Origin of the sequence: Pedobacter sp. AW31-3R (assembly GCF_052180285.1) — a bacterium.
Classification (GTDB): domain Bacteria; phylum Bacteroidota; class Bacteroidia; order Sphingobacteriales; family Sphingobacteriaceae; genus Pedobacter.
Genome location: NZ_CP197475.1, coordinates 6,085,041 through 6,106,790 on the forward strand (window position 1 = coordinate 6,085,041; position 21,750 = coordinate 6,106,790).

General features: G+C 34.7%; 16 protein-coding genes. 3 read left to right on the top strand and 13 right to left on the bottom strand.

Annotated features, from left to right (window positions below; all coding sequences use genetic code 11):
• Positions 1-32 precede the first annotated feature (32 nt).
• The 13 genes from ACSBL2_RS24820 to ACSBL2_RS24880 all read right to left on the bottom strand — a co-directional run bounded on the left by ACSBL2_RS24820 (position 33) and on the right by ACSBL2_RS24880 (position 16,058).
• Positions 33-1,142 (bottom strand): glycosyltransferase family 4 protein, encoded by a 1,110-nt coding sequence (locus ACSBL2_RS24820; protein ID WP_442589245.1) that lies wholly within the window; start codon positions 1,140-1,142, stop codon positions 33-35.
• Positions 1,132-1,722, bottom strand: coding sequence for an acyltransferase (locus ACSBL2_RS24825; RefSeq protein WP_442589246.1), 591 nt, complete (start codon positions 1,720-1,722; stop codon positions 1,132-1,134). Before ACSBL2_RS24825 ends, ACSBL2_RS24820 begins: the two co-directional genes overlap by 11 nt.
• Before the next feature lie 26 nt (positions 1,723-1,748).
• The gene (locus tag ACSBL2_RS24830; RefSeq protein ID WP_442589247.1) at positions 1,749-2,801 is read right to left on the bottom strand and encodes a glycoside hydrolase family 99-like domain-containing protein; all 1,053 of its coding nucleotides are present in this window, start codon (positions 2,799-2,801) and stop codon (positions 1,749-1,751) included.
• A 14-nt stretch (positions 2,802-2,815) separates the two neighbouring features.
• Complete coding sequence (locus ACSBL2_RS24835) at positions 2,816-3,586, bottom strand: glycosyltransferase family 2 protein (RefSeq protein WP_442589248.1); 771 nt, start codon at positions 3,584-3,586, stop codon at positions 2,816-2,818.
• On the bottom strand, positions 3,583-4,812 hold the full coding sequence (locus ACSBL2_RS24840; RefSeq protein WP_442589249.1) for an O-antigen ligase family protein: 1,230 nt from the start codon (positions 4,810-4,812) through the stop codon (positions 3,583-3,585). The genes ACSBL2_RS24835 and ACSBL2_RS24840 overlap by 4 nt, the downstream gene beginning before the upstream one ends.
• A 28-nt stretch (positions 4,813-4,840) precedes the next feature.
• Positions 4,841-5,968, bottom strand: coding sequence for a glycosyltransferase (locus ACSBL2_RS24845; RefSeq protein WP_442589250.1), 1,128 nt, complete (start codon positions 5,966-5,968; stop codon positions 4,841-4,843).
• Between the two features lie 29 nt (positions 5,969-5,997).
• The gene (locus ACSBL2_RS24850) at positions 5,998-6,888 is read right to left on the bottom strand and encodes a glycosyltransferase (protein WP_442589251.1); all 891 of its coding nucleotides are present in this window, start codon (positions 6,886-6,888) and stop codon (positions 5,998-6,000) included.
• A gap of 14 nt (positions 6,889-6,902) precedes the next feature.
• Complete coding sequence (locus tag ACSBL2_RS24855; protein WP_442589252.1) at positions 6,903-8,057, bottom strand: polysaccharide pyruvyl transferase family protein; 1,155 nt, start codon at positions 8,055-8,057, stop codon at positions 6,903-6,905.
• A 5-nt stretch (positions 8,058-8,062) separates the two neighbouring features.
• Positions 8,063-8,842, bottom strand: a complete 780-nt coding sequence (locus ACSBL2_RS24860) for a nitroreductase family protein (RefSeq protein WP_442589253.1) — start codon at positions 8,840-8,842, stop codon at positions 8,063-8,065.
• Positions 8,843-9,120: 278 nt separating this feature from the next.
• Entirely contained in the window at positions 9,121-10,575 is a 1,455-nt protein-coding gene (locus tag ACSBL2_RS24865) for a lipopolysaccharide biosynthesis protein (RefSeq protein WP_442589254.1), read from the bottom strand.
• 92 nt (positions 10,576-10,667) lie between these two features.
• Positions 10,668-13,040, bottom strand: coding sequence for a GumC family protein (locus ACSBL2_RS24870; protein ID WP_442589255.1), 2,373 nt, complete (start codon positions 13,038-13,040; stop codon positions 10,668-10,670).
• 47 nt (positions 13,041-13,087) lie between these two features.
• Complete coding sequence (locus ACSBL2_RS24875; protein ID WP_442589256.1) at positions 13,088-13,891, bottom strand: polysaccharide biosynthesis/export family protein; 804 nt, start codon at positions 13,889-13,891, stop codon at positions 13,088-13,090.
• A gap of 220 nt (positions 13,892-14,111) precedes the next feature.
• Positions 14,112-16,058 carry an acyltransferase family protein gene (locus ACSBL2_RS24880; RefSeq protein WP_442589257.1) on the bottom strand — a complete coding sequence of 649 codons (1,947 nt, stop codon included), beginning with the start codon at positions 16,056-16,058 and terminating at the stop codon, positions 14,112-14,114.
• A gap of 368 nt (positions 16,059-16,426) precedes the next feature.
• Here ACSBL2_RS24880 and ACSBL2_RS24885 point away from each other — a divergent pair, with 368 nt between their 5' ends.
• The 3 genes from ACSBL2_RS24885 to ACSBL2_RS24895 all read left to right on the top strand — a co-directional run bounded on the left by ACSBL2_RS24885 (position 16,427) and on the right by ACSBL2_RS24895 (position 21,189).
• Positions 16,427-17,506: a mannose-1-phosphate guanylyltransferase gene (locus ACSBL2_RS24885; protein ID WP_442589258.1), complete on the top strand. Its 1,080-nt coding sequence runs from the start codon at positions 16,427-16,429 to the stop codon at positions 17,504-17,506.
• Between the two features lie 507 nt (positions 17,507-18,013).
• Complete coding sequence (locus ACSBL2_RS24890) at positions 18,014-19,480, top strand: phytoene desaturase family protein (RefSeq protein WP_442589259.1); 1,467 nt, start codon at positions 18,014-18,016, stop codon at positions 19,478-19,480.
• A gap of 563 nt (positions 19,481-20,043) precedes the next feature.
• On the top strand, positions 20,044-21,189 hold the full coding sequence (locus ACSBL2_RS24895; protein WP_442589260.1) for a hypothetical protein: 1,146 nt from the start codon (positions 20,044-20,046) through the stop codon (positions 21,187-21,189).
• Positions 21,190-21,750: the final 561 nt, after the last annotated feature.

The following is a 21,750-nucleotide window of genomic DNA, read 5'->3' on the forward strand; positions in this document are numbered from 1 at the left end:
AGAATCTGTATTTAAACCCTTTGATATGCACATTATGATTTAATCTCTAAAACATCCTTGTAAGCTTCGTAAGTCTCTTCAGCAGCATTTAGCCAGGTAAATTTATCTAGTAATAATAATTTTAGTGAAGGATCAAATGGTTTGTTATAGGCTTCATCAACCGCCTTTCTGATAGAATCAATATCATCGGGATCACAATAAGAAGCCATGTCACCAAAATATTCTTCAGTATCTCCCTTCCGACTGACAACAAGATTACAGTCCATTACAGCAGCTTCTAAAGAACTTAAGCCAGTGGTTTCAAACCAACTTGCCAAGACATGCACTTTAGCAGCTTTATATATGGACGATAACTCTTTATGATCAATATGATCTATCATTTGTAAATTAGGATATTGAGCGATGATCTTTAAACAATCCTCGTAATATCCCTTATGGTTGGGTGATGGCTTACCTATTAATGTAACTTTATAGTCTGTATCTTTAAGAGCTAATAATAAGTTCAATTGATTCTTACGCCCTTCAATTCTTCCCACACAAATGATGTGATTCCTATAGCTTTCATTGGGCACTACATTCTCATCAAATGTAGATGTATCAATAGCATTGGGGATTTTTCTATATATACCATTCGTATCATAAAGTTTAGCAAACCTATTAAACTCACTATGTGAATTTGGTAGTAACATCTTTGCTTTACGGGACACATAATTGATTGAGGATTTATGACCACTCCATAGATAACGCATGGAGTTAATCTTATCGCCATTCACAACATATCTGGCAATGGCTTTAATATATTCCATTTGATCGCCAGAAAACACCCTTGCGACCAGTCCCTGAATACCTTGTCTATTCAATTTTTCATATTCACTATAATCAACGAAGATTGTAGAGATTACAAATGGCAGTTTATTCTTCTTTATGTGTGCAAGGATATCATCTGGTCTAATGACATTAAAGAAATGGATCAAATCATAACTTTCATAATTGATCTTTTCATGGGAAAGCTTAACATCAACATTAACACCCAGCAGTTTTAGATACTTCGCTGTAGAATACAATTGGACGGAATCGCCACCTGGAGACGAATCTAAAGTTGATCGCCCGATCATAAGTATATTCATTCTTTTAATTTCCATTCACTTCGTTAATTATTTTCTTTATGAAACGTGCTGGATTTCCACCCCAAATTTCAAAGGGAGGGATACTTTTCGCTACAACAGAACCTGCAGCAACAATGCTCTGTTCTCCTATTTCTACCCCTTTAAGAATAATTGATTGAGTTCCTATAAAAGCTCCTTTTTTTATAACTATCGGGGATGACTTTACAAATTTCTGATCCAATCTTCCCGTTCTGATGGTATAGTCTAAGCTATGGAAATCGTTATCTAATAGCTGACAACCACCACCAATTCTTACGTCATCCTCTATAGTTATTTTTGACCACGCAAATAGCAATGCATTAGAGATTCCCACATTGTTACCAATTATTATTTCAGCGCCCGGATTTAGGCAGATATAGGTATCAGAGCTTAATCCTACCGGATTTGCCCATTTGCTGGATACAATTGAAACCTTATTGCCAAAAGTGATCTTGCCCCTCAATCCCTTAACTTTGATACAACCTGTAATTTTAGGCAGCTTCAAATATTTAGCATTGATCAACTTTAGCATTATAATGTTCCACAGATAGCTCCTTAATATTAAATATTTATGCATTTTAAAAGAGTTAGATAATGTATAACTTAGTTATTCAAAGCTTTTATTATTCCTTCTGCCAAATTTTCCCCATTTTTAGTTGGAGTTAAATATGCACCTTCTCCGTATTCATTCCACGCATATAACAATCCGATTTTTTCAGGTGTAGTATTGCTGGTGTTTTTTTGCAACCAGTCAGCACAGCCCTTAACCGAATTGTATACCGATTGCTTTGAATACCCTTTATAATAAGGCGATGTCGAGTATCTATTACTTTTATTCGCCCAAGGCCTAGGATCCCAGTTCAAAGTACTCACCGGTATGTATTGTAGATTTGTCAAACTCTTAAATGAATTCCACATCTGCCTCTCAGTACTGGCCATTTTTTCTATAGGTACACTCCCTGATTGACGAAACAAACCCACATCATGATAATTGTACCCGGTAAGGATATCAACACCACATCTCTCTGCTAGTAAAATATTCTTCGGATCATTAGATACACAGCCCGCAATACTTACACCTGCCAATCCCTCTCTTCGTGCCTGTTCTCTCAAACTTTCAAAAGCAATAGCCACTTTCTCAGCTGAGCCAAACTGCTTAATCAGTGTTTGCAAACTAAAAAAGACAATCAATGGTTTATTGTTGGCCTTAACATATCCAGGTAATTTGAAGAGATTAATGGCCCTTGTCTGAAAGTCTCTCCAATTTGAAGGACCGATTTCATATCCTTCATGATTGGAAACCAACAAGCTAAATTCAAGCAAACTTCTATTCGGTGATTTTAAATAAAGATTAAGTGCATTATTTAAAGGACTGTCCCCACCCTTTTTATAAAACCAGCAGAAACTAAAAAAGCTTAAACCATTTTTTGAAGCCACCTTTATTTGCTCATCAACAATCTTTTGTGTACTGGTAACCCAACCCCATTTCGGTTGCCTGGAGGAGAAATTATTAACCAGGGAAGATGTCAAATGTACGGAACGGATGTTCCGCCAACCATCAAAATAATACGCCCCCATTTTTACTCTGGTTTGGCTATAAGCTTTACAATTAACAAGCTGAAAAGCGATAATTAGAAGGAGATACATTCTTTTCATATTCATCAGTTTAACTACTTTTTCAAATAAAGATTGAGCCCAAGTCTCTTAGTGGTTTTTTTAGATAAAAATTTAAATCCAACCCAATAGGAATTTAAATAAGCTACAAATGGATTTGCTCCTCCAGTCTTTATAGCCGCCCTACGATGCTCCTCAATGCCCAGAAAGCTGTCACTCATCCCACCTTCTAACATGATCACTGTTAACTGGTCAAAGAATCTACCATTTAACTTGGATTTAGGTCTTAATAAGAGTTCATAGTCCCCGGAACTTCTATAGGAAGGATCAAACAGTCCAAAGTCACGAAATAATTTAGGTGAATGTAATGAACCAGGATGTGCAACGGTCATCTCTTTTAAAAAGAACGGCCATTCCCAAGGCCATCCTTTGATACGTATCATTTTTCCAGAATCGTCTATTATCTGCATCTTTGATGATATATATAGACAGTTATCTTCTGTTATGGTATTATCAATAATGTATTTTTTATAATCTTTCAGGGCTCCAGTTACCAATTTATCATCGGCGCCCAAAAACATGATCCATTCGCCCGATGCTTTTAACACTCCTTTATTCCAGGCATCATAAATACCCTTATCTGGCTCACTAATCCAATATTTGATATACTTACTATATGATTTAATAATCTCGACACTGCGATCCTTTGAGCCACCATCAATAATAATAAGTTCATAATCATCAATATCATGTGATTTGATGCTTTCAAAAAAGTCTACCAAGAACTTCTCGGCATTATATACAGCTGTTATAATGGATATTTTCATACTGATTTACGTTTACTAAAGACTAAAAAAGAAAAAGGGAATAAAAGAAAAAAGGCCGTATTTGTAATAGGTTCAGAAATAGTAGTCAGCGTAATTATTAAATAGAATACGAGTTGGGGATACCCGGAACTCATCGAAAATCTATTCCTATAGAAGAGGATATTCAATAGAAGACCCGCAGGTACACCAAACCAACAAAATATTCCTAGCAAACCATTGGTAAAGCCTCCGGAAAGCTCATCTACATCAGCTAAATACTCTGTAGTAAAAACATTAGATTCAATTATCGATACATATGGAAGAGTTGTAAGGTACTTGGTTTCAAAAAGACCATGTCCGAGTAAGGGTCTATCCGCAATTAAACTCATCCCTATTAAATAATCTCTATATCTCACAAGCCCGGAAGTATTACTTCCACTGATCTTGTCTTCAATATTATCTTTTATAAAAATAAGACTCCCAGACAGCAAAAATGTCAAAATGATAAGTCTTATAATCAACGAAGTCCGTTTCTTAAAGTTATGAAGGATAAAATATATGTAGTTAAAGCCCAAAATAACGAAACCAACGGTCGAAAGTGTACTGAATATAGTTAATGTTATCAATACCAAAACCCAGATTGGCGCATTTCTCTTGATGCTATAAAAAAGATATATATTTAACATCATCTGCAATAATCCAGGCTCCCAAAGTAAACCAGTATTCCTAATCGCTCCATCTGGATTGGCGATATAAAATAAAAAAGCAAAAGTCCTATATGGGTAACCAAAAGCAGTTGTAGCCATGTACAATGGTCTTAATAAGATATATAAGGCGAAACCTATTAAGGCATGGAGAAATATGAAGTGGAGGGCTCTGTAAAATCTGTCTAATAAAACATCAAAACCCTTTTTCTTATAATACAGAAGAAAGACATAAGATTCTAAAACCAATCCATACTGAAATATAAATTTAGAAATCGAAAAGTTTGGTCCGAAGATGTTGTTAATAAATAGAAAAATGAAAATAATGAACAAATTTCCAAAGTCCTTTTTTGATAGTGCTTTGAATCCATCTCTGGAAAGAAAGAGAACTAATGCAATTAATAAACTTCCTTGCCCAGGGATAAATCGGATACCACAACTTTGGATGATCACCAACAACAGCGTAAAAATCTCTATGCGTTCTCTTCTCAGAACACCAGCAGATTTTATGGGCTTAAAAATTTTATTGTTGTCATTATCCATTGAATGTTGAATATAAGTATTAATTAAACTATAATTCTTTGATTAGATTTTGTATAAGAGCTCCTGAAACCCTCCAGTTTAACCTTGATTCATATTCATTAAAAGAGGTATTGCACAAAGCAGTGTAGCGTTTCTGATCATGAAATACATCACGTACATATAATGCAATATCCTGAGTATTGATATTGGGATCGAAACAATATCCATTGACATCACTTAATATTACAGAAGCAATTCCGCCAACATTAAAAGAAATAGCGGGTAAGCCAAATGAATTGGCTTCAGCAAATACAATTCCAAATGTATCAGCCACAGTGGGTAGCAAAAAGAAATGGGATTCCAGGTAAAGATTGTTAAGAATCTCATTTTGAGATGAATCAGACTTATTTAGAAAACCATGATTAATTATGTAATCCGGCAATGGATCTAAAGGAATCGATTTTAATCCAACTATGTGTAATTCTGCCTTTATATTATTATCATTAAGGTATTTAACTATCTCATATGCTTTATCCCCACCTTTTCGATGCCATTCTACTCCAACAAAAAGTAGTTTTATAATCTCCTTTGATCTATTCGCTACAATTTGTTTAATGTCTTCAGCTGATCTATCACAAATTATATTAGCACCTCGCGGAACAACTTTAATCTTAGCTGAATTTATACTGTAATCATTTATAGCTGAATCAGCAGCCCATTTTGAGGCATAGATCGCCAGATTCGTATTGTCCAGTGCCTTCTTTTCTATCAATGTTCCATTCCTAATGGAATCACCAGACAAATTATTAAAATAGAAGCCAATCATTTGGGCGAAAGTAGCATCTGTGTAAAATACTATTGGTTTATCACTTTTCAGAAATGCAATAGGTTGTGAACTCAGCGAAAAAAACAAATCAATATCATCATCCTGTTCTTTTGAAATGTATTGTGCGAATTGTTTTGCATACCATTTTTCACGTAGAAAATCGAATCGTTGCTTTTTTAACCTATAAAATACCTTTTTTATATACGCCGATAGCGGAGGTTTCGGATTAAATTTATCCAAATATTGTAGGGTATTTGAATTCTGTTTCAAAGCAGATGCAATATTTACTCCCAAACCTGATCTCTTCGTAATATCTGTCGTATCAAATTCTGCAATATATCCTATTTTCATAATGAATTTTATTAAAATGACCAGTAAGATTAAAACCTTTCGGCAGATTGTCCCCTTCTCAACTTAAAGAGTGTATAATTATAAATGAACTGCAATTTATATCTTGTATAAAACACCTTCATTTTTTGGGAGATTGACAAATGCTCCTTAGAAAAAATTAAGCCTATCTCACTACCTACGGGAATTAATTTTTTAAACAAGGAAAGGTAGAATTTGACAAATCCTTTTTTCACTTCATGCGTATTATAATGTCCTCCTGCTACTCTTCTGGATTTTTGAGCAAGCTCCTCAAAACGATATCTCGCAGGATGATTAACGATAACATTTGCGCCAAATATGATTTTAACATTTGCCTGAGTCGCTCTATTTCCCCACTCAAAATCACCTCCTGACATTAAAGAATCATTGAATACACCAATTGAATCAAAAGCCTTTCGTGTTGTAAAAAGATTTCCGGTAACACAGGTACCATATTCCTTAACGTAAAGATCTTGTTGAAATGCAAAGACTGTTTCATAAAGTTCAACGGAATTATAGATATCAGGAACTTTAGAAAATATATCTATCCGCCCCCCTATTCTTTGAAGAGTAGAATCTTCTTTAAATAGATCAATTGCGTTTTTAACCCAATTTGCATCTGGAATACAATCTGAATCAGTAAAACCAATATAGCTTCCTTTGGCAAGGGCCAATGCAGCATTTCTAGCTGCATAAGAGCCACTTTTACCTTCCGTTATTATTCTACAGTTACCTGGAACAATAAATTGATCAGGAACGCTATCCTTAGGGTTATTGTTAACAACAATAATCTCCATATTATCCAAAGGATAACTTTGACGAGACAAAGCCTCCAAACATAATGACAAGCGATCCCAATCATTATAGGTAGGAACGATAATACTTACAAACGGAAGCTCCATAATTAGACGATTAATTATTTCAACTTATTTAATAAAGTGAATATTTCCTCCCAGGTACTTTCACTCAATTTCTTTTGTTCGATACTATTTTTCTTAAGTTTTTCGATGATGGTGATTCTTGAAGAATCGTCTAAAATTGAGTCTAATTTTTGTAATAAAATGGTATCGTTACTAGATACATCCACGAGGGCTTCAGCATATCCATAATCCTCCAAAAGCATCTCATATTTATGACTCCATCCTGTAGCTAAACAAGGAACGGCCTGCGCGAGACAACTTACAAGTCCATGAAATCTTGAGGTAATAACAGCTTTACTGGATCCAATAATTCCTTTGACATGTAATGGGTTATCTTCGATAACAACCGGAACTTTTTTCTCAATCGAATTGTTCGTATTAACTGCTAAAGCCAGATCTTTTTTTCCTTCATGAATTAAAAAGAAAGGTTTATAGCCTTTATCTTGAATCATTTCTACCATTTTCTTTAACATGGAAACATATGCCAGCCCAGCCTCTTCAGATGCAGTTTCGATCATTTTATTATTCGGGATAATCGCAACTTCACAGGTTTTAGGATCAAAAGAGGAGGGAATACTACCTTTGATAAGATTAGTAAAATCCGGCCTAAGTTTGATATTCTTTGCATTCGGATTAAGCTCTAACATATATTGAAAAGAGATTCTATCTCTCGCAAAAATGAGGTCACTGTATTCAATAATTGTTCGCATTTTTGACACTAGCTTTTGTTCCGTAAATGGTCCGAGTGCTTGTGGCATCATGATAACTTTTTTACCACTTTTTTTCCATTTAATAATATGATCCGCTAATCTATAACCAGCTTTCCACGCACCCCATTGATCTCCAAATGCAAATCCAGATCCATCTATCACCACATCGATTTCACTTTCATTTATGAAATAATTGCTTCTTCTCATAGATTGAGGGACAAGAGCAAAAACATATTTAAGAGGGAATTTGTATAACTTAAAATTTGTCTTGGTAAAGATTCCAAATTCCTGTTGTTTGTTTCTCGGAGCAGATGGAGTTTTCTCCATAACAAAGATCACATCTGGGAATTTACTTTTGATCTTTTCAATAATAGCATGAAGCATCAGCTCAGCACCTTTGTTGTGAAACTCGACTCCACGTAATTCAATAATCATAGCCATATCTATTATAAGTTATATTTTCTAATTTGCGTTAGGTTTCTCTTTTCCGAAAAAGCAACTAGTCCATCAGGATCAGGATAGCCAACACCCATACACATAATGGTACGCTGATGTGGTTGAAGATTTAGAAACTGAGACATCTTATATTCTCTATCATTTATATCTGGCCAATTGATTGCACAGCTACTTAATCCTAATGTTTCTAAAGCAAGCATCATTGACATTGCAGCTAAAGAGGCATCTATATATATCACATGTCTGTCTCTTTCGTCAAAATAGGCATCAAGATTGCCGACAATCACAACCATAACTGGTATGGAATGACCATATCCCGTGGTGCCCATAGGATATTTTATCACTTTACTCACCAATTCAGGATCATCAATTATACGAAATTCGAAAGGCTGACGATTACAGGCACTAGGGGATTGATTTGCTGCCAGGATAGCCTTATCAATTAATTCTCTTGGTACAGGCTTTTTTAAATACCATCTTACTGATCTTCTTTGTTTACTTAACCTGAAAAATTCATCATACGAAATATTACTTCTATTTTCATGAAGTCTTTTATAAGGCACAGACTTAGTTAAGTCATTACAGTCAGCATTTAAATCACTGGAAAGTATGGTATTGAACCGCTGACCCAAACTCTCTATAAAAGCATCATTCGATGCAATATGAGCAAAATATTCGCTGATGACATCTTTAAACCACTTTAATTGTGGATTTGAATTATCTTGATTATGAATTTTCCAAATACCTTCAAATGAGTCAATCGTCTCCAAGATATAATCTTTTGCAAAGACTGTACGCCGAGGTATCATCAGTAATCCCTTCTCTAACCTATGCGTATTCCTCACTAAGAGGAAGTAATTCCCATTTGAATCCTTCGTTTCCTTTAAGTGCTTGACCTTACCTGCGAGTACTGCATTATGTTCTCTCCTAAAGGCTGAATCAAAAAGAAAATAATAGACGGATGACAAGAAATATGATTTATATAAATACCCAGGCAGCTTATTCTTAATAAACCCCTTGACAGTTGATTTTAGCTTCCTTAAAATGCTCATACCGATGTTTTCCTTAATGATTTAATTTGAGTGAATTCCCTTTTAAGTTCATTTCCCATAGACAAGTAGATGATTAAAAAATATGAAATAAAAATTGTAGTTCCTGTAATCATAAAATGAACGTGTAGTATTTTATCCATCAATAATGCAAGGCCATAACTTCCTATTGCAGCCAACCATGGTCGCTTGACGGAGTGAAAAAACTCCATAGTTGTTAGTTTAATCATCAACAAATAATTAAAAGTATATTGACCTATGATGACTGCGACAACCTTATTGATCAAGACTGCATATGCTGCCCCGGCAATACCCCAATACACTATTCCGTAGTATAAAGTGGGTATAAATATTACAGATTTAATGATTTGTAACTTGAATTCAAGTCCAGGTCGTCCCATTCCCCTAATGAGGGCTGTATTACTGTTGATCAACATATGCACCATTACAGATACAGCCAAAATCTTCAATGCAACGACAGATTCAATCCACTTTTCGCCAAAGAATCGTATGATGAAAGGTTGTCCAACAGCTAACATAAAGATCATAATTGGATAGACAATGATACTATTATAGCTGATGACTTTAAGATAATACTTTTTTAAGGCCTGAGGATCCGATTGATTCTTACCATAAATTGGGTACATTACGTTATTAATTACAGCCATGAGTCTGCTCCTAAATGTATCTGTAAGTACAAAAGCAAAAGTATAGGCTCCTAGTGCTCCTGCACTAAGCAACTTCCCAATTAGCAAATAATCGACATTATTGATCAAATAATTAATGACGTTAGTACCAGTAGTATATGCGCCAAACCCAAATACATCATTAAATGCATCCCTATCCCAAATGAATTTGGGATACCATCGCGAAGCCCAAAAATATAATGGGATCGAAATAATAATTGTAGCAACAGAGTTAAACACTAGAGCCCATACCCCTGCTCCCATATAAGCTAATATCAAAGCAATACAGCCAGAAATAATATTCGATGTATTGTCAATAAATGCCATTTTTTTAAAATTCATTACTTTAGTAAGTAATGCTTTATGAACAAGATTAATAGGGCTAAACAATATTCCAATACTCAAAACGGGAATTATGGATTTCAACATTGGCTCCTTATAAAAGCTAGCCGCAAAAGGTCCAAGTAAGAAACTCATTATCAAAAATAATCCAACAGACCAGATTACACCTGTCCAAAATGCAGTATGATAGTGTGCTTCCCGTAAATCTTCATCCTTTCTCTGTACCAATGCTGCTGCAATACCGAGATCATTCAAAACTTGAACAAATCCGGTAAAGATCATTGCCATTCCAATTACGCCAAATTGCTCAGGAAATAAAAGCTTAGCAAGAACTAATCGAATAATAAAAGTAAAAGACTGATTAATTATCAGCTGGACTCCATTCCAGAAAATACCAGTTATAGCTAATTTTTTATGGCTACTCATTTGTAAGTTATCAGTTTAAGCATATATAATTAATTTCAGTATCATAACAATTCAACTTACGCAATCACCAGAAAATCAATAATTCATTAGCGTTAACGTCGCTTGAATTTACTTAGGAAGCCTTTCTTATCACTTTCCTGTTCATAAGAACCATATCCATAACCACTGCCATAACCGTAGCCATAGCCATAGCCACTTTTGGTGTCAATATCATTCACGATAATTCCCATTCTCTTCATTTTATTTGACAAGGCAAGATTTTTAACAATATTGACCTGATCTTTATAAGTATATCCCTGTCTCATCACATATAGACACATATCAGCAAAATCTCCCAAAAGCTGCGCATCTGCTACAAGCCCTATAGGTGGAGCATCAATAACGACATAATCAAATTGTCGCTTTAGCTCATGTAATAATTCTGTAGAACGGCCACTCATTAGCGTTTCTGCAGGATTAGGCGGAATAGGTCCCGAACCTACAAAGAAGAGATTTGGATGGAGGTCCAGAGGTTGAATAATGTCCTTTGGAGTAATATCATCGGAGATAATATAATTTGTAAAACCAAATTTATTATCAATATTCATCTTTGCAGACAAACCAGGCTTTCTGAGATCCAATTCCATTAACAATACCCTTTTTCCTGACAATGCAAGTATAGTAGCAAGGTTAAGTGCGATGAATGATTTTCCTTCTCCTGACATACTAGAAGTTATAAGCGTAACTTTTTCGTTCTCGCCTTTCAGGAAAAAGGAAAGATTGGTTCGCAACCCTCTGAACTGCTCGGCAATGATGGATCTGGAATTATTAGCAATTATCGAATTATCAATATCATCATTATGGCTTATTTCACCAACAACTGGTACGTGAGTAAGACGAATAATATCATCCTTGGATTCAATTCGGTCATTCAACAAATCTTTCAAGAAAATAATACCTAGAGGTAACAAAAATCCAAAAACCAAAGATCCAAGGTATACTACTGATTTTTTTGGAGCAAATGGTTTATTATCTGCTCTTGGCTGATCAATAGTTTTAGAATTCGCGATATTGGCAGTTTTGGAAATCGCTGTCTCTTCACTTTTTTGCATTAAGAAGATGTAGAGTTCTTGCTTAATTTGTTGTTGCCTAGCTAATTTTAGATAATTACGCTCAGTTTCGGGAACTTGTCTAATTTGGCTATCTGCACCTGCGATTTGTTTTTTAAGCTTATCTTTAGTTATTTCAAGTCCGTCAAGCGTACTGCTCAAATTAGCCTCTATATCGGATCTTGCATTGGAGATCTCCTTATCCAAATTTACGATAATTGGATTATCTTCGGTTAAGCCTATTAATTTCCTACCTCTTTCCAATAATAGGACATTATATTTTTCAACTGCCCCACTGTAAACCATACCAGTTTGCATTAACGGACTAGGGAGCACTCTCTTATTTTTCGTATTATCTTTTAAATAGTCCAGAATACTGTTGACTATTGAAATTTGCGTCTCAGTTTTGGCTAACTCATCAGTATACTGACCTGTTGAGGTTACTAATAATTTGCCTTGCTCACTCATGTCAGCCAGACTGTTTTTTTGCTTAAAATTCTGAATGTTCCCTTCAGCACTTCCAAGTTCACTACCTATAATCATTAACCTCCTTTGAATGAAGGCTATCGTACTGTCGGCGATCTCATTTTTATCTTTGAGGTTTTCCTGAACATAATTATAAATTAAACGAGTCAAGATATCTTCCCCTTGATCTGGAATCGAACTGTCGAGAGATAAATCAATGATGGTAATCAATTTACTACCTACAGAGACCGTTAAATCATTGATCAGACTTGATGCTTTATCATCTACTGACTGGACTAAAAACCCGTACCCTTCCTTCGCTATCTCAATATTAGGATTTCTAATAATTCGAATAGTCCCTACACCTGGAATGTTAATTGGTTTATTGAAACTAACCACAGTATCCACATCATCATACTTTAGTGAGATCCTGTTGTTATCAAGAAAAGTAAGTTCTGAGGGCACAAACTTGACAGTCTCTGCTAAAATTATTGGTTCAACAATAAAAGGGGCTTTGTAAATTTCGATATCTTTAACAGGAGCCTTTTCAAAATAAGTGACATTTAACTTTAAATCTTCAACAACACGCTCTATTAAATGACGCGTTTTCAAAATCTCAACTTCGTTATCAACACTACTTTTTCCTCCAAGTAATCCCCCTAAATCGCCTAAGACTTCAGATCCTGTAGCCAATCCACCCCCCTTTTTTTCGTCATTAACCAACACCCTAGCCGATACCTTATACATAGGGGTAGCAAATTTATTATATGTATATGCTATAATTAAACAAGCAATTACCGACAAAAGGAACCATGGCCAATTCGAAAGGTATCTAAATGCAATCTGGCGAAAATCTATATTATCGTTTTCGACCGGCTGTGATATCAATTGATTATCTGATGATGTATTCATGTAAATTTAATAGATTGATGTAAAATTATTTATCACCATCCTCAGAATTAAAAAATTCTGGTTGCAAGCGTGATCAATACTGTCAACGCGGTACCAATTAATGCAAAACTTTGAGTTCTAGCCGTATTCAAGGATGCAGCTTTTCCTTTGTTTGGTTCTACATACAGCACATCATTTTGCTTCAAATAAAAAAATGGGCTATTGAACAAATCAGCTGAATTTAAGTTTAACCTGGCAAATTGCTTTACTCCATTACCACCTCTAATTAAAAGTACATTTTCCCTTTTTCCATATATTGTTAAATCACCAGCCAAACCTAGTGCGTCTAAAACAGTGAGCTTTTCATTAGGAACGGTATAGGTAGCTGGACGTGCAACTTCTCCCAAGATGGTCAATTTAAAATTTGCATACCTGACCTGTACATTGGGATTATTATAACTCTTTGAGGCAATATCTCTAATAAGGTCTCTTGCTTCGAAAGTAGTTAAACCCAGCAATTTAACTCTGCCGATAACTGAAATTTCAATCTCACCATTTTTATCGACTAAAAATCCATTTATAGCAGAACTCCCTGGGGCTCCAACTTGTCCACTACTGAGAGCTTGAGTGCCCAATTGATTAATAACCATAGATGTGGTCGGATCTATGGTAAAAACAGATATTGACAAAATATCGTCTGGTTGGATTGTGGGCTCATGGAAAACAGCAGTTGCTGATAAAGATGAGCTATCCGCAATACTAACATTTTGGAAATAAGGAACGTTCTTCGTTGTTCCACAAGATGAAAGTAGGATGATTGCAAATAAACACAATAATTTAGAGAGCTTATTTGTAGTACTAATTCTAATCATAAGGTGAGTGTAGTTTGCGCAACCATTGTAGTTGTTCAACTGTAAAACTAAGCTTTTTATAATATTTGACCTAAAATATTTAAATTATTTTCAAACATATCGAAACTTTGTCTTTTCAAAAAAATTCTATCATTAATCAAAGGTCCTTATCAAATAAATGTTTCAATCAATGAATTAAACCTATTCCTAAATCCTCTTTTCTATATTTTACGATAGATTTTCAATTCGAAATCGTAGGAAATTGACCAGAAACGAATGCCATGGAAGAATTATAAAGTATGTTTTCCTTTACATCCATCTTCTTTAAAAAACTTATCGTTATCGGGTCTGAAAAGACCTTCTTGATTGCTATATCAGCACCATATAATGTGAAATGATTTTCATCAAACATATAAGGACTATTCGTTTTTGACAAGGGGGGAATGTTAGTGCTATGAATAATATTAATATAATTTGATTTAAACTGATCTTCCAGAATCTGATTAATGGTGAAAGAATCCTTATTTATCTGACTGTCCCTTAATTTGATATTATACTCAATCTCTTTTGCCAATATTGATGCATAACGCATGTAATAAGTTTCATTCTGACCAATTAATAAAACAGGAATACCCAATTCATTTAGATATTGAATTGTATTTCTAATATCATTAACCATCCTGTCATTATCTCCAGCAGCCCTTCCTACCCAGTTTGCACAAATAAAAATTCCATCAATCTTTTTCGAATTATTTACAATGAAGTCATTATAAATGTAATCCATGATCTCACTGCATCTCAATTGACCATTCATTCTTTTTATCGGTGAGCATCCACTAGAGGTAGCCTGCAATAAGTTAATGTTATACTGGCCTAAGACATTTCTGAGTGATAATGAAAGCTGTGCAGCATGACTATCTCCTATTAAAAGAATATTCTTCTTATCCTCCTTAATACTGAGACATTCCATTTTTTTAAAATCCTTCATTCCAGAGTGGAGACTTGACATGAAGCAACAACCAGAACTAAATTGACTCTTTTTATCGACTTTTTCACTCTCATAATTGGTGAGGTAAATTGAAAGTGGCTTAAACATGAAGCTATTCGTACTTACAAATCCAAGATAACAAGTAATCGCAATTAAACCGATCATTCCAGACAAGATAAAAGTGTTATTTTTAAAATTTATGGATTCTACATATCTATATGAAAGATAGCCCAGTATAAAAGAGACAGCCAATAGGCTGAATACTGAAACCCATGTTGTTTCGACCCCGAAATATTTAGAAACAACATACACTGGCCAATGCCAGAGGTACAAAGAATAGGAAATTTTTCCTAGAAACTGAACGGCACTACTTTTTAAGAACTTGAAATCATTATAATTCGAAGTAATGATTAGGAATGTCACTACAACCGGGATTATGGTGAAAAATCCTGGCCACTCCATTTCTGTTCTCAGCAAGCATAATCCAGCGAGCAATAGGATATAACCCAATAAGGATATTAGTTTTCTTACTCTAACATCTTTCAAGAAACCTTCTAAAAGAAATGCTATACCCCCAAACATCATTTCCCAAGACCTGCTTGGCAAAAGGTAAAAAGATGCTGTGGGTGATTTCTTAGTAAGATAAATAGAAAATAGCATTATTAAGAATGTCGAGGCTACGAAAAACCCGGTAAACCTTGACTTGGTTTTAAAAAGCTTTAATATAATTAACAGAACTACGGGATAAACAAGGTAAAATTGCCATTCTACAGATAATGACCATGTGTGTAATAGAATATTCGTCTCAGAAGAAGGATCAAAATAGCCGGAATTCTTCCAATAGAACATGTTAGAAAGGAACAATATGCTGGCAGTTGCATTTTTTTCATTTAACATAAAATCAACAGGAAAATAAAAAAAGAAACCTAAGCAGGAGAGTACAATAATTAAAACCAGTAAAGCAGGAACTATTCGCTTAAGTCTTTTTCCATAAAATTCAACGACCGAAAACTTATTGTTCTCTATTCCGTTTATAATAATCCTTGTCATTAAATAACCAGAGATAACGAAGAAGATATCCACTCCTGAAAATCCTCCATTAAAATAAGGCACCTTAAAATGAAAAAGTAAAACCCCAATAACTGCGATTGCTCTTAAAGCATTAATATCATATCTAAATTTTGCGGAAGTAGCTGTCATAAATTTTATACAGTAACAAAAATAGAAAAAAAAATGATCTACAGCACATCACAACTATTAATTTTGTATAAAACTTTAAAATTTAATATTTATTCAGGCTTAAATTAACACACCTATTGTCAAATTAGAGGACTAATTCGCAGATGGTAGAATATATTTTTAGCAAATATTAACTGCATGAGATATGCAAACATATACAATAACTTTTTTTGGGTCAAAACACAATCCAAACAGTCAAAAATGTTTTAAAAAATACATTTATTAATGAAAATACTATATTTACACGTCAACCACAACAATCAAGAATAAAACATTTCTATGTCATCAATGCTCTCCTTACAGCAAAAAAAAACCATAAGTACTAACTAATGAAAAATAACAACTACGTTTTAATTATGGCAGGCGGCGTAGGCAGCCGTTTCTGGCCTAAAAGCCGCAATAATTTTCCAAAGCAATTTCTTGATGTATTAGGGATTGGAAAGTCTTTACTTCAGTTAACTTATGAACGTTTTTTAAAGCTCTGTCCACAAGAAAACATTTTTATTGTAACAAATAGTCAATACCGGGACATTATTAAAGATCAGCTATCTGGAATCACAGACAATCAATTAATCTGCGAGCCAAGCCGCAACAACACCGCTCCGTGTATTGCCTATGCCTCCTTCAAGGTTGCCGCATTAGATCCTGAAGCCAATATTGTCGTAGCTCCATCAGATCACTTTATCTTATATGAAGACAAATTTCTTGAGAAAATCGAACAAGCTTTAGCTTATACAGAACAGCATGAAGCACTGGTAACCCTAGGAATTGCACCGACCAGACCAGACACAGGTTACGGTTACATAAAATATGAGTCGGCTGCTTATGATGGGGTATACAAAGTAGCTCAATTCAAAGAAAAACCATCGTTAGAAAAGGCAAAAGAATTTTTAGCAGAAGGCAATTATGTTTGGAATGCAGGAATATTCATCTGGAAAGCCAGTTCCATCTTAAGCAGCCTAAAAAAATACTCTACCGACATACATACCTTATTTGAAAAAGGATGTGAATTATATAATACAGATGCAGAGCGTGCATTTATAGATGAATACTATCCTACTTCGCCAAACATTTCCATTGATTATGCAATCATGGAACAAGCCGATAATGTTTACACCATTCCTGCTGAATTTGGCTGGTCCGATTTAGGCACCTGGGCTTCTTTATATGAAGCTGCGCCCAAAGACGAAGATGACAATGTTATTGCTGCTAAACAGATTAGTGTAAGCGATACTACTAACAGTATTATTCATATCAATGGCGAAAAGCTTGCCGTGATCAGAGGCCTGGAAAACTTTATTGTGGTTGATGAGGGAAACGCTTTACTTATCTATCCTAAAGAACAGGAGCAGGAGATAAAGGAAATTGTAAAACAAATGAGTATCCAGTTTGGAGAAAGCTTTATTTAAAATTAAAATAACTTATAGATTATGGGCTGTGTCAGAAAAGCAGGCATAGCCCAGTAAGTCGAAGCTGATTGATAGCGTGATCATGTTATAGGCAATTGGTAATATATTTTTATCTCAATAGACGGTAACATGATGAATCACAATTAAAACCTAGTTACAAGCAAACGGACACTTACGCTAAAATATCAAAATAGTATTTCAGTAATAATTACACAATCTCAGCCAAGTCATAGTGTCAATCCTCCTTAAATTTCATCTTCAGTGAACTTTAATATTACCCTAGAAAGATTTCCTTAAAGAAAGCTAACAAAAGGCGGAGAATCTATCCTACTCCCCTTTTTCCTTCTACATTGCAAAATCCTCTTTCTATTTCTATGTGATATTTAGCAGCGGAAATAGTACAAAAAAGGGCTAAATAAATCTCAACCAAAAAATCATTCGTATATTTTGACAAACAATGTATTCTATTATAATATATATTTGTTTTCTATTTGTGATTGACGCTCAATGCATAATAAGAATTTGGCATACGATGCTATAGTAGTTGGATCAGGACCAAACGGACTTTCTGCAGCTATTGCTATGCAGCGAGCTGGTTTATCTGTTTTATTAGTAGAAGGTAAAGATGTTATTGGTGGAGGTCTCAGGACCAGCGAATTAACGCTTCCTGGATTTAAACATGATGTCTGCTCCGCAGTACATCCAATGGCTTTGGCTTCACCATATTTTTCTTCTCTTCCACTGCAGGTACACGGCCTAACTTATATTGATCCCAATATACCTGCTGCTCATCCACTAGATGACGGCACTGCCGCAGTTCTCTATAGATCTTTATCAGAAACTGCGAATTCACTCGGTACGGATAAACAAGTTTATCTTGATCTGATTGAACCTGTTGTTCTGAATTGGAGTAAATTAGTAGGAAGTCTATTATCCCCCCTTAGGTTTCCAAAATATCCTATACCACTGGCAAAGTTTGGTTTGAATGCGTTGCAATCTGCCACAATGATTTCACAGAGGTTTTCTACCGAAAAAGCAAGAGCATTATGGGGAGGTATGGCTGCACATTCCATTCAACCTCTACATAATTTAACCACTGCTGCGATAGGAATGGTATTATCGGCCGTAGGACATATTCATGGTTGGCCAATTCCAAAAGGTGGTTCTCAATCGATAGCGTCGGCTCTGGAATCATATTTCATTTCTCTTGGAGGAACCGTACAAACAGGTTTTATGGTAAGTGACCTAAATCAATTACCCCCCTCAAAGACCGTGCTCTTAGACGTAACTCCGAAACAACTACAACTGATTGCCGGGAAAGCATTATCTAAAATTTACAATTGGCAACTAGAAAATTATCGCTATGGCATGGGGGTATTTAAAGTTGACTGGGCACTATCAGAAATGGTACCATTCAAAGCTAAAGAAGCGCGCCAAGCGGGAACCATACACCTAGGTAATACTTTTGAGGAAATAGCACAGTCTGAACAATATTCTTCGAAAGGTCAAATTACTAAAAGTCCTTATGTCCTGATGGCTCAACCCAGTGTTTTTGATAGTACCAGAGCTCCTTCTGGGAAACATACTGCATGGGCATACTGCCACGTTCCGCATGGTTCCATAACCGATATGACAGCAATTATAGAGAATCAGGTTGAAAGATTTGCTCCTGGCTTCAAAGATGTTATTATTGGAAAACATACAATGAATACACAGCAGCTAAATGTTTATAATCCCAATTATATTGGTGGGGATATAAATGGAGGAATATTAGATATTGGTCAATTGTATACCCGACCAGCATTGAGATATTCCCCCTACAGAACCTCAAAAAAAGGACTTTATATTTGTTCATCGAGTACACCACCCGGAGGAGGTGTTCATGGAATGTGTGGTTACCATGCTGCCAGGCAAGCCCTCTCTGATATGTTTAATATTAAAATAGCAGTAGTACCTGAAAATGAGGGTTGGTAGCCCAATATGATCAATATCTATTTATTCTATAAATAGCCGAACAAATAGTTCGGAAGAAACGCTCTAACCAAATAAACATATGAACAAAAATTCTTTGAATCAGATGATAATTATCAGTTATTTGATTGTCCTGCTACTTCATTTTCTGGTCGGGAGGAAGCATAACATTTATCCTTCACTTGTATTTCCGGCGTTCTCTTATGCGCCCATAGTGCAGGATAACATTCAATATCCTGATATTCTATTTTATGCAATCACTAATCAAAATCAGCTGATCGCTATTGATAAAAAAAACTTTTTTAATGGCTATAAAAAACATGTCAACTATTTTTTATCCACTATCATTTCAAATGAGAAGAAGTTTAAAAATGATCCTTCGCTTCTGCGTGCGAGAACTGCCTTTATTTCATACTCCATAAAACAGTTGATGAAACTTTATCCAAAACGAAGTTTCAAGGGCCTTCAAATCAACAAAACAACAAAGATCTACAATACTAGAAAATTAGTATTTGAGAAGGATATAAATAACGAACCTGATATAAAACTTTATTTTAAAGACTAATATGAAATTTGAAACCATCTTAAATGATTATTATATAGACCCCAAATACCTATCTATATATCGGATAATATATTGCTTTATAGTGCTGTTTTTGATTGGACTTCCTTCGTATAGCTGGATCGCAGGCAGTTTAGATTACTTATTCAACCCACCTGTTTTAAGCTTTTCAGCCTTATTCTCCCATTTTCCTGCAGGCTGGTTCTTTATAACATTAACCTTATTAAACCTATGTTTTTTTATGCTAATGTTTCTTGGAGTTGCATCCAGATGGACCTCCTTATTATTCTCTATTACATGCATAATCGGACATAATTTTTGGTATTCCTTCGGCAAAATTGATCACTTACTATTGTGGTATCTTGCTCCTGCATTTTTGGGATTCGCAGGGTGGGGAAAATATTTTAGCCTTAATTTGTTCACACAAAAACATACGAGTTACAAAATTTCATCAAATACTAATGCAATGATTATATTAATTTTTGCATTAGCAATAGGATTTTCTATGTTCACTTCTGCCGCTGAAAAAATGATAGGAGGTTGGCTAAGTTGGAAAGGTGAAGGAGTTAGATTTCATTTCTTAAGAATTTATAATACAATCGATAGGAATGATTTCCTTACCCCCATTTTACAATCATTTGATAATCACATATTTTGGAAAATGATGGACTATTCTGCTTTGATTTTAGAATTTGGTTTTATATTTAGCGTGATAAGGATTAAATATTTCAGATTCTTTATCGCAGCAGGTGTAGTTTTTCACATGCTAGTTTTATTGATGTTTAACATTCCATTCTATTCGAATCTCATTGTTTATTTAATTTTCATTGATTGGAATCTTTTAACCACCAAATGGAATTTAGAATCTGTATTTATCAAGAATAAAAAGGAAAGAACCATCGTTAATATTATGGGGATAACCGCTACATTTTTTACAATATATTGGTTAGTTATACTCTGTAAGAATATACATTTCTTTACTTTTCCCGGTCTCTTAGAATCTATGTTAAGAGGGTTTTCTATCCCAAATTCGTTTGAAGTGTCTCTGACAGTATTTTTCTTGATTATATTTCTATTTGCTATTTACATGGCAATTCGCCATTTCAATGCATATATAAAACTACATAACAATAAGCCTAAAATTAGATGACAATATAGATTGACTTGCTTTAAGCTATCCGCTTAGTTTTTAAATCTCTTTCTTATGCAATAGGTTATGTCAGTCAGGAAACTAATCTGTAGCTTCAATCTTATTTAACAGATTTTAATATTTCTGCAATCAAAAAAACACCACCATAACTGCTAGAGGGATGATAGTGGTTTATTCTTTTTCTTAGGGTAGCTATTGGCTTTGTCCCAATTAACTCCATACACATTAGCCTAAGGGAATGTGATTACTTCAATATTCTCCTCCGAAACTAACTTCTCCATATCCAGAGGCTTGGTTTAACGAGGATATGCGACTCTAATTAAATTGGGTTGAACTCATATAACAGCCATACAATTTTTACACTTTGTAAATTTATATTCGGCAAAATCAAGTGAGAGAATGTTAAACAATGATAGATCAGATCGACCTATTGTCTTCCGTTTAACTACGATTCCATTTTGTACCCCACAATATTCACACTTTACCTGCGATGAGCATGGCGTCTACTCTAAACGAGCAACATAACCTTGATAGGCTCCTAAGACACCATTAGTTTCTTTT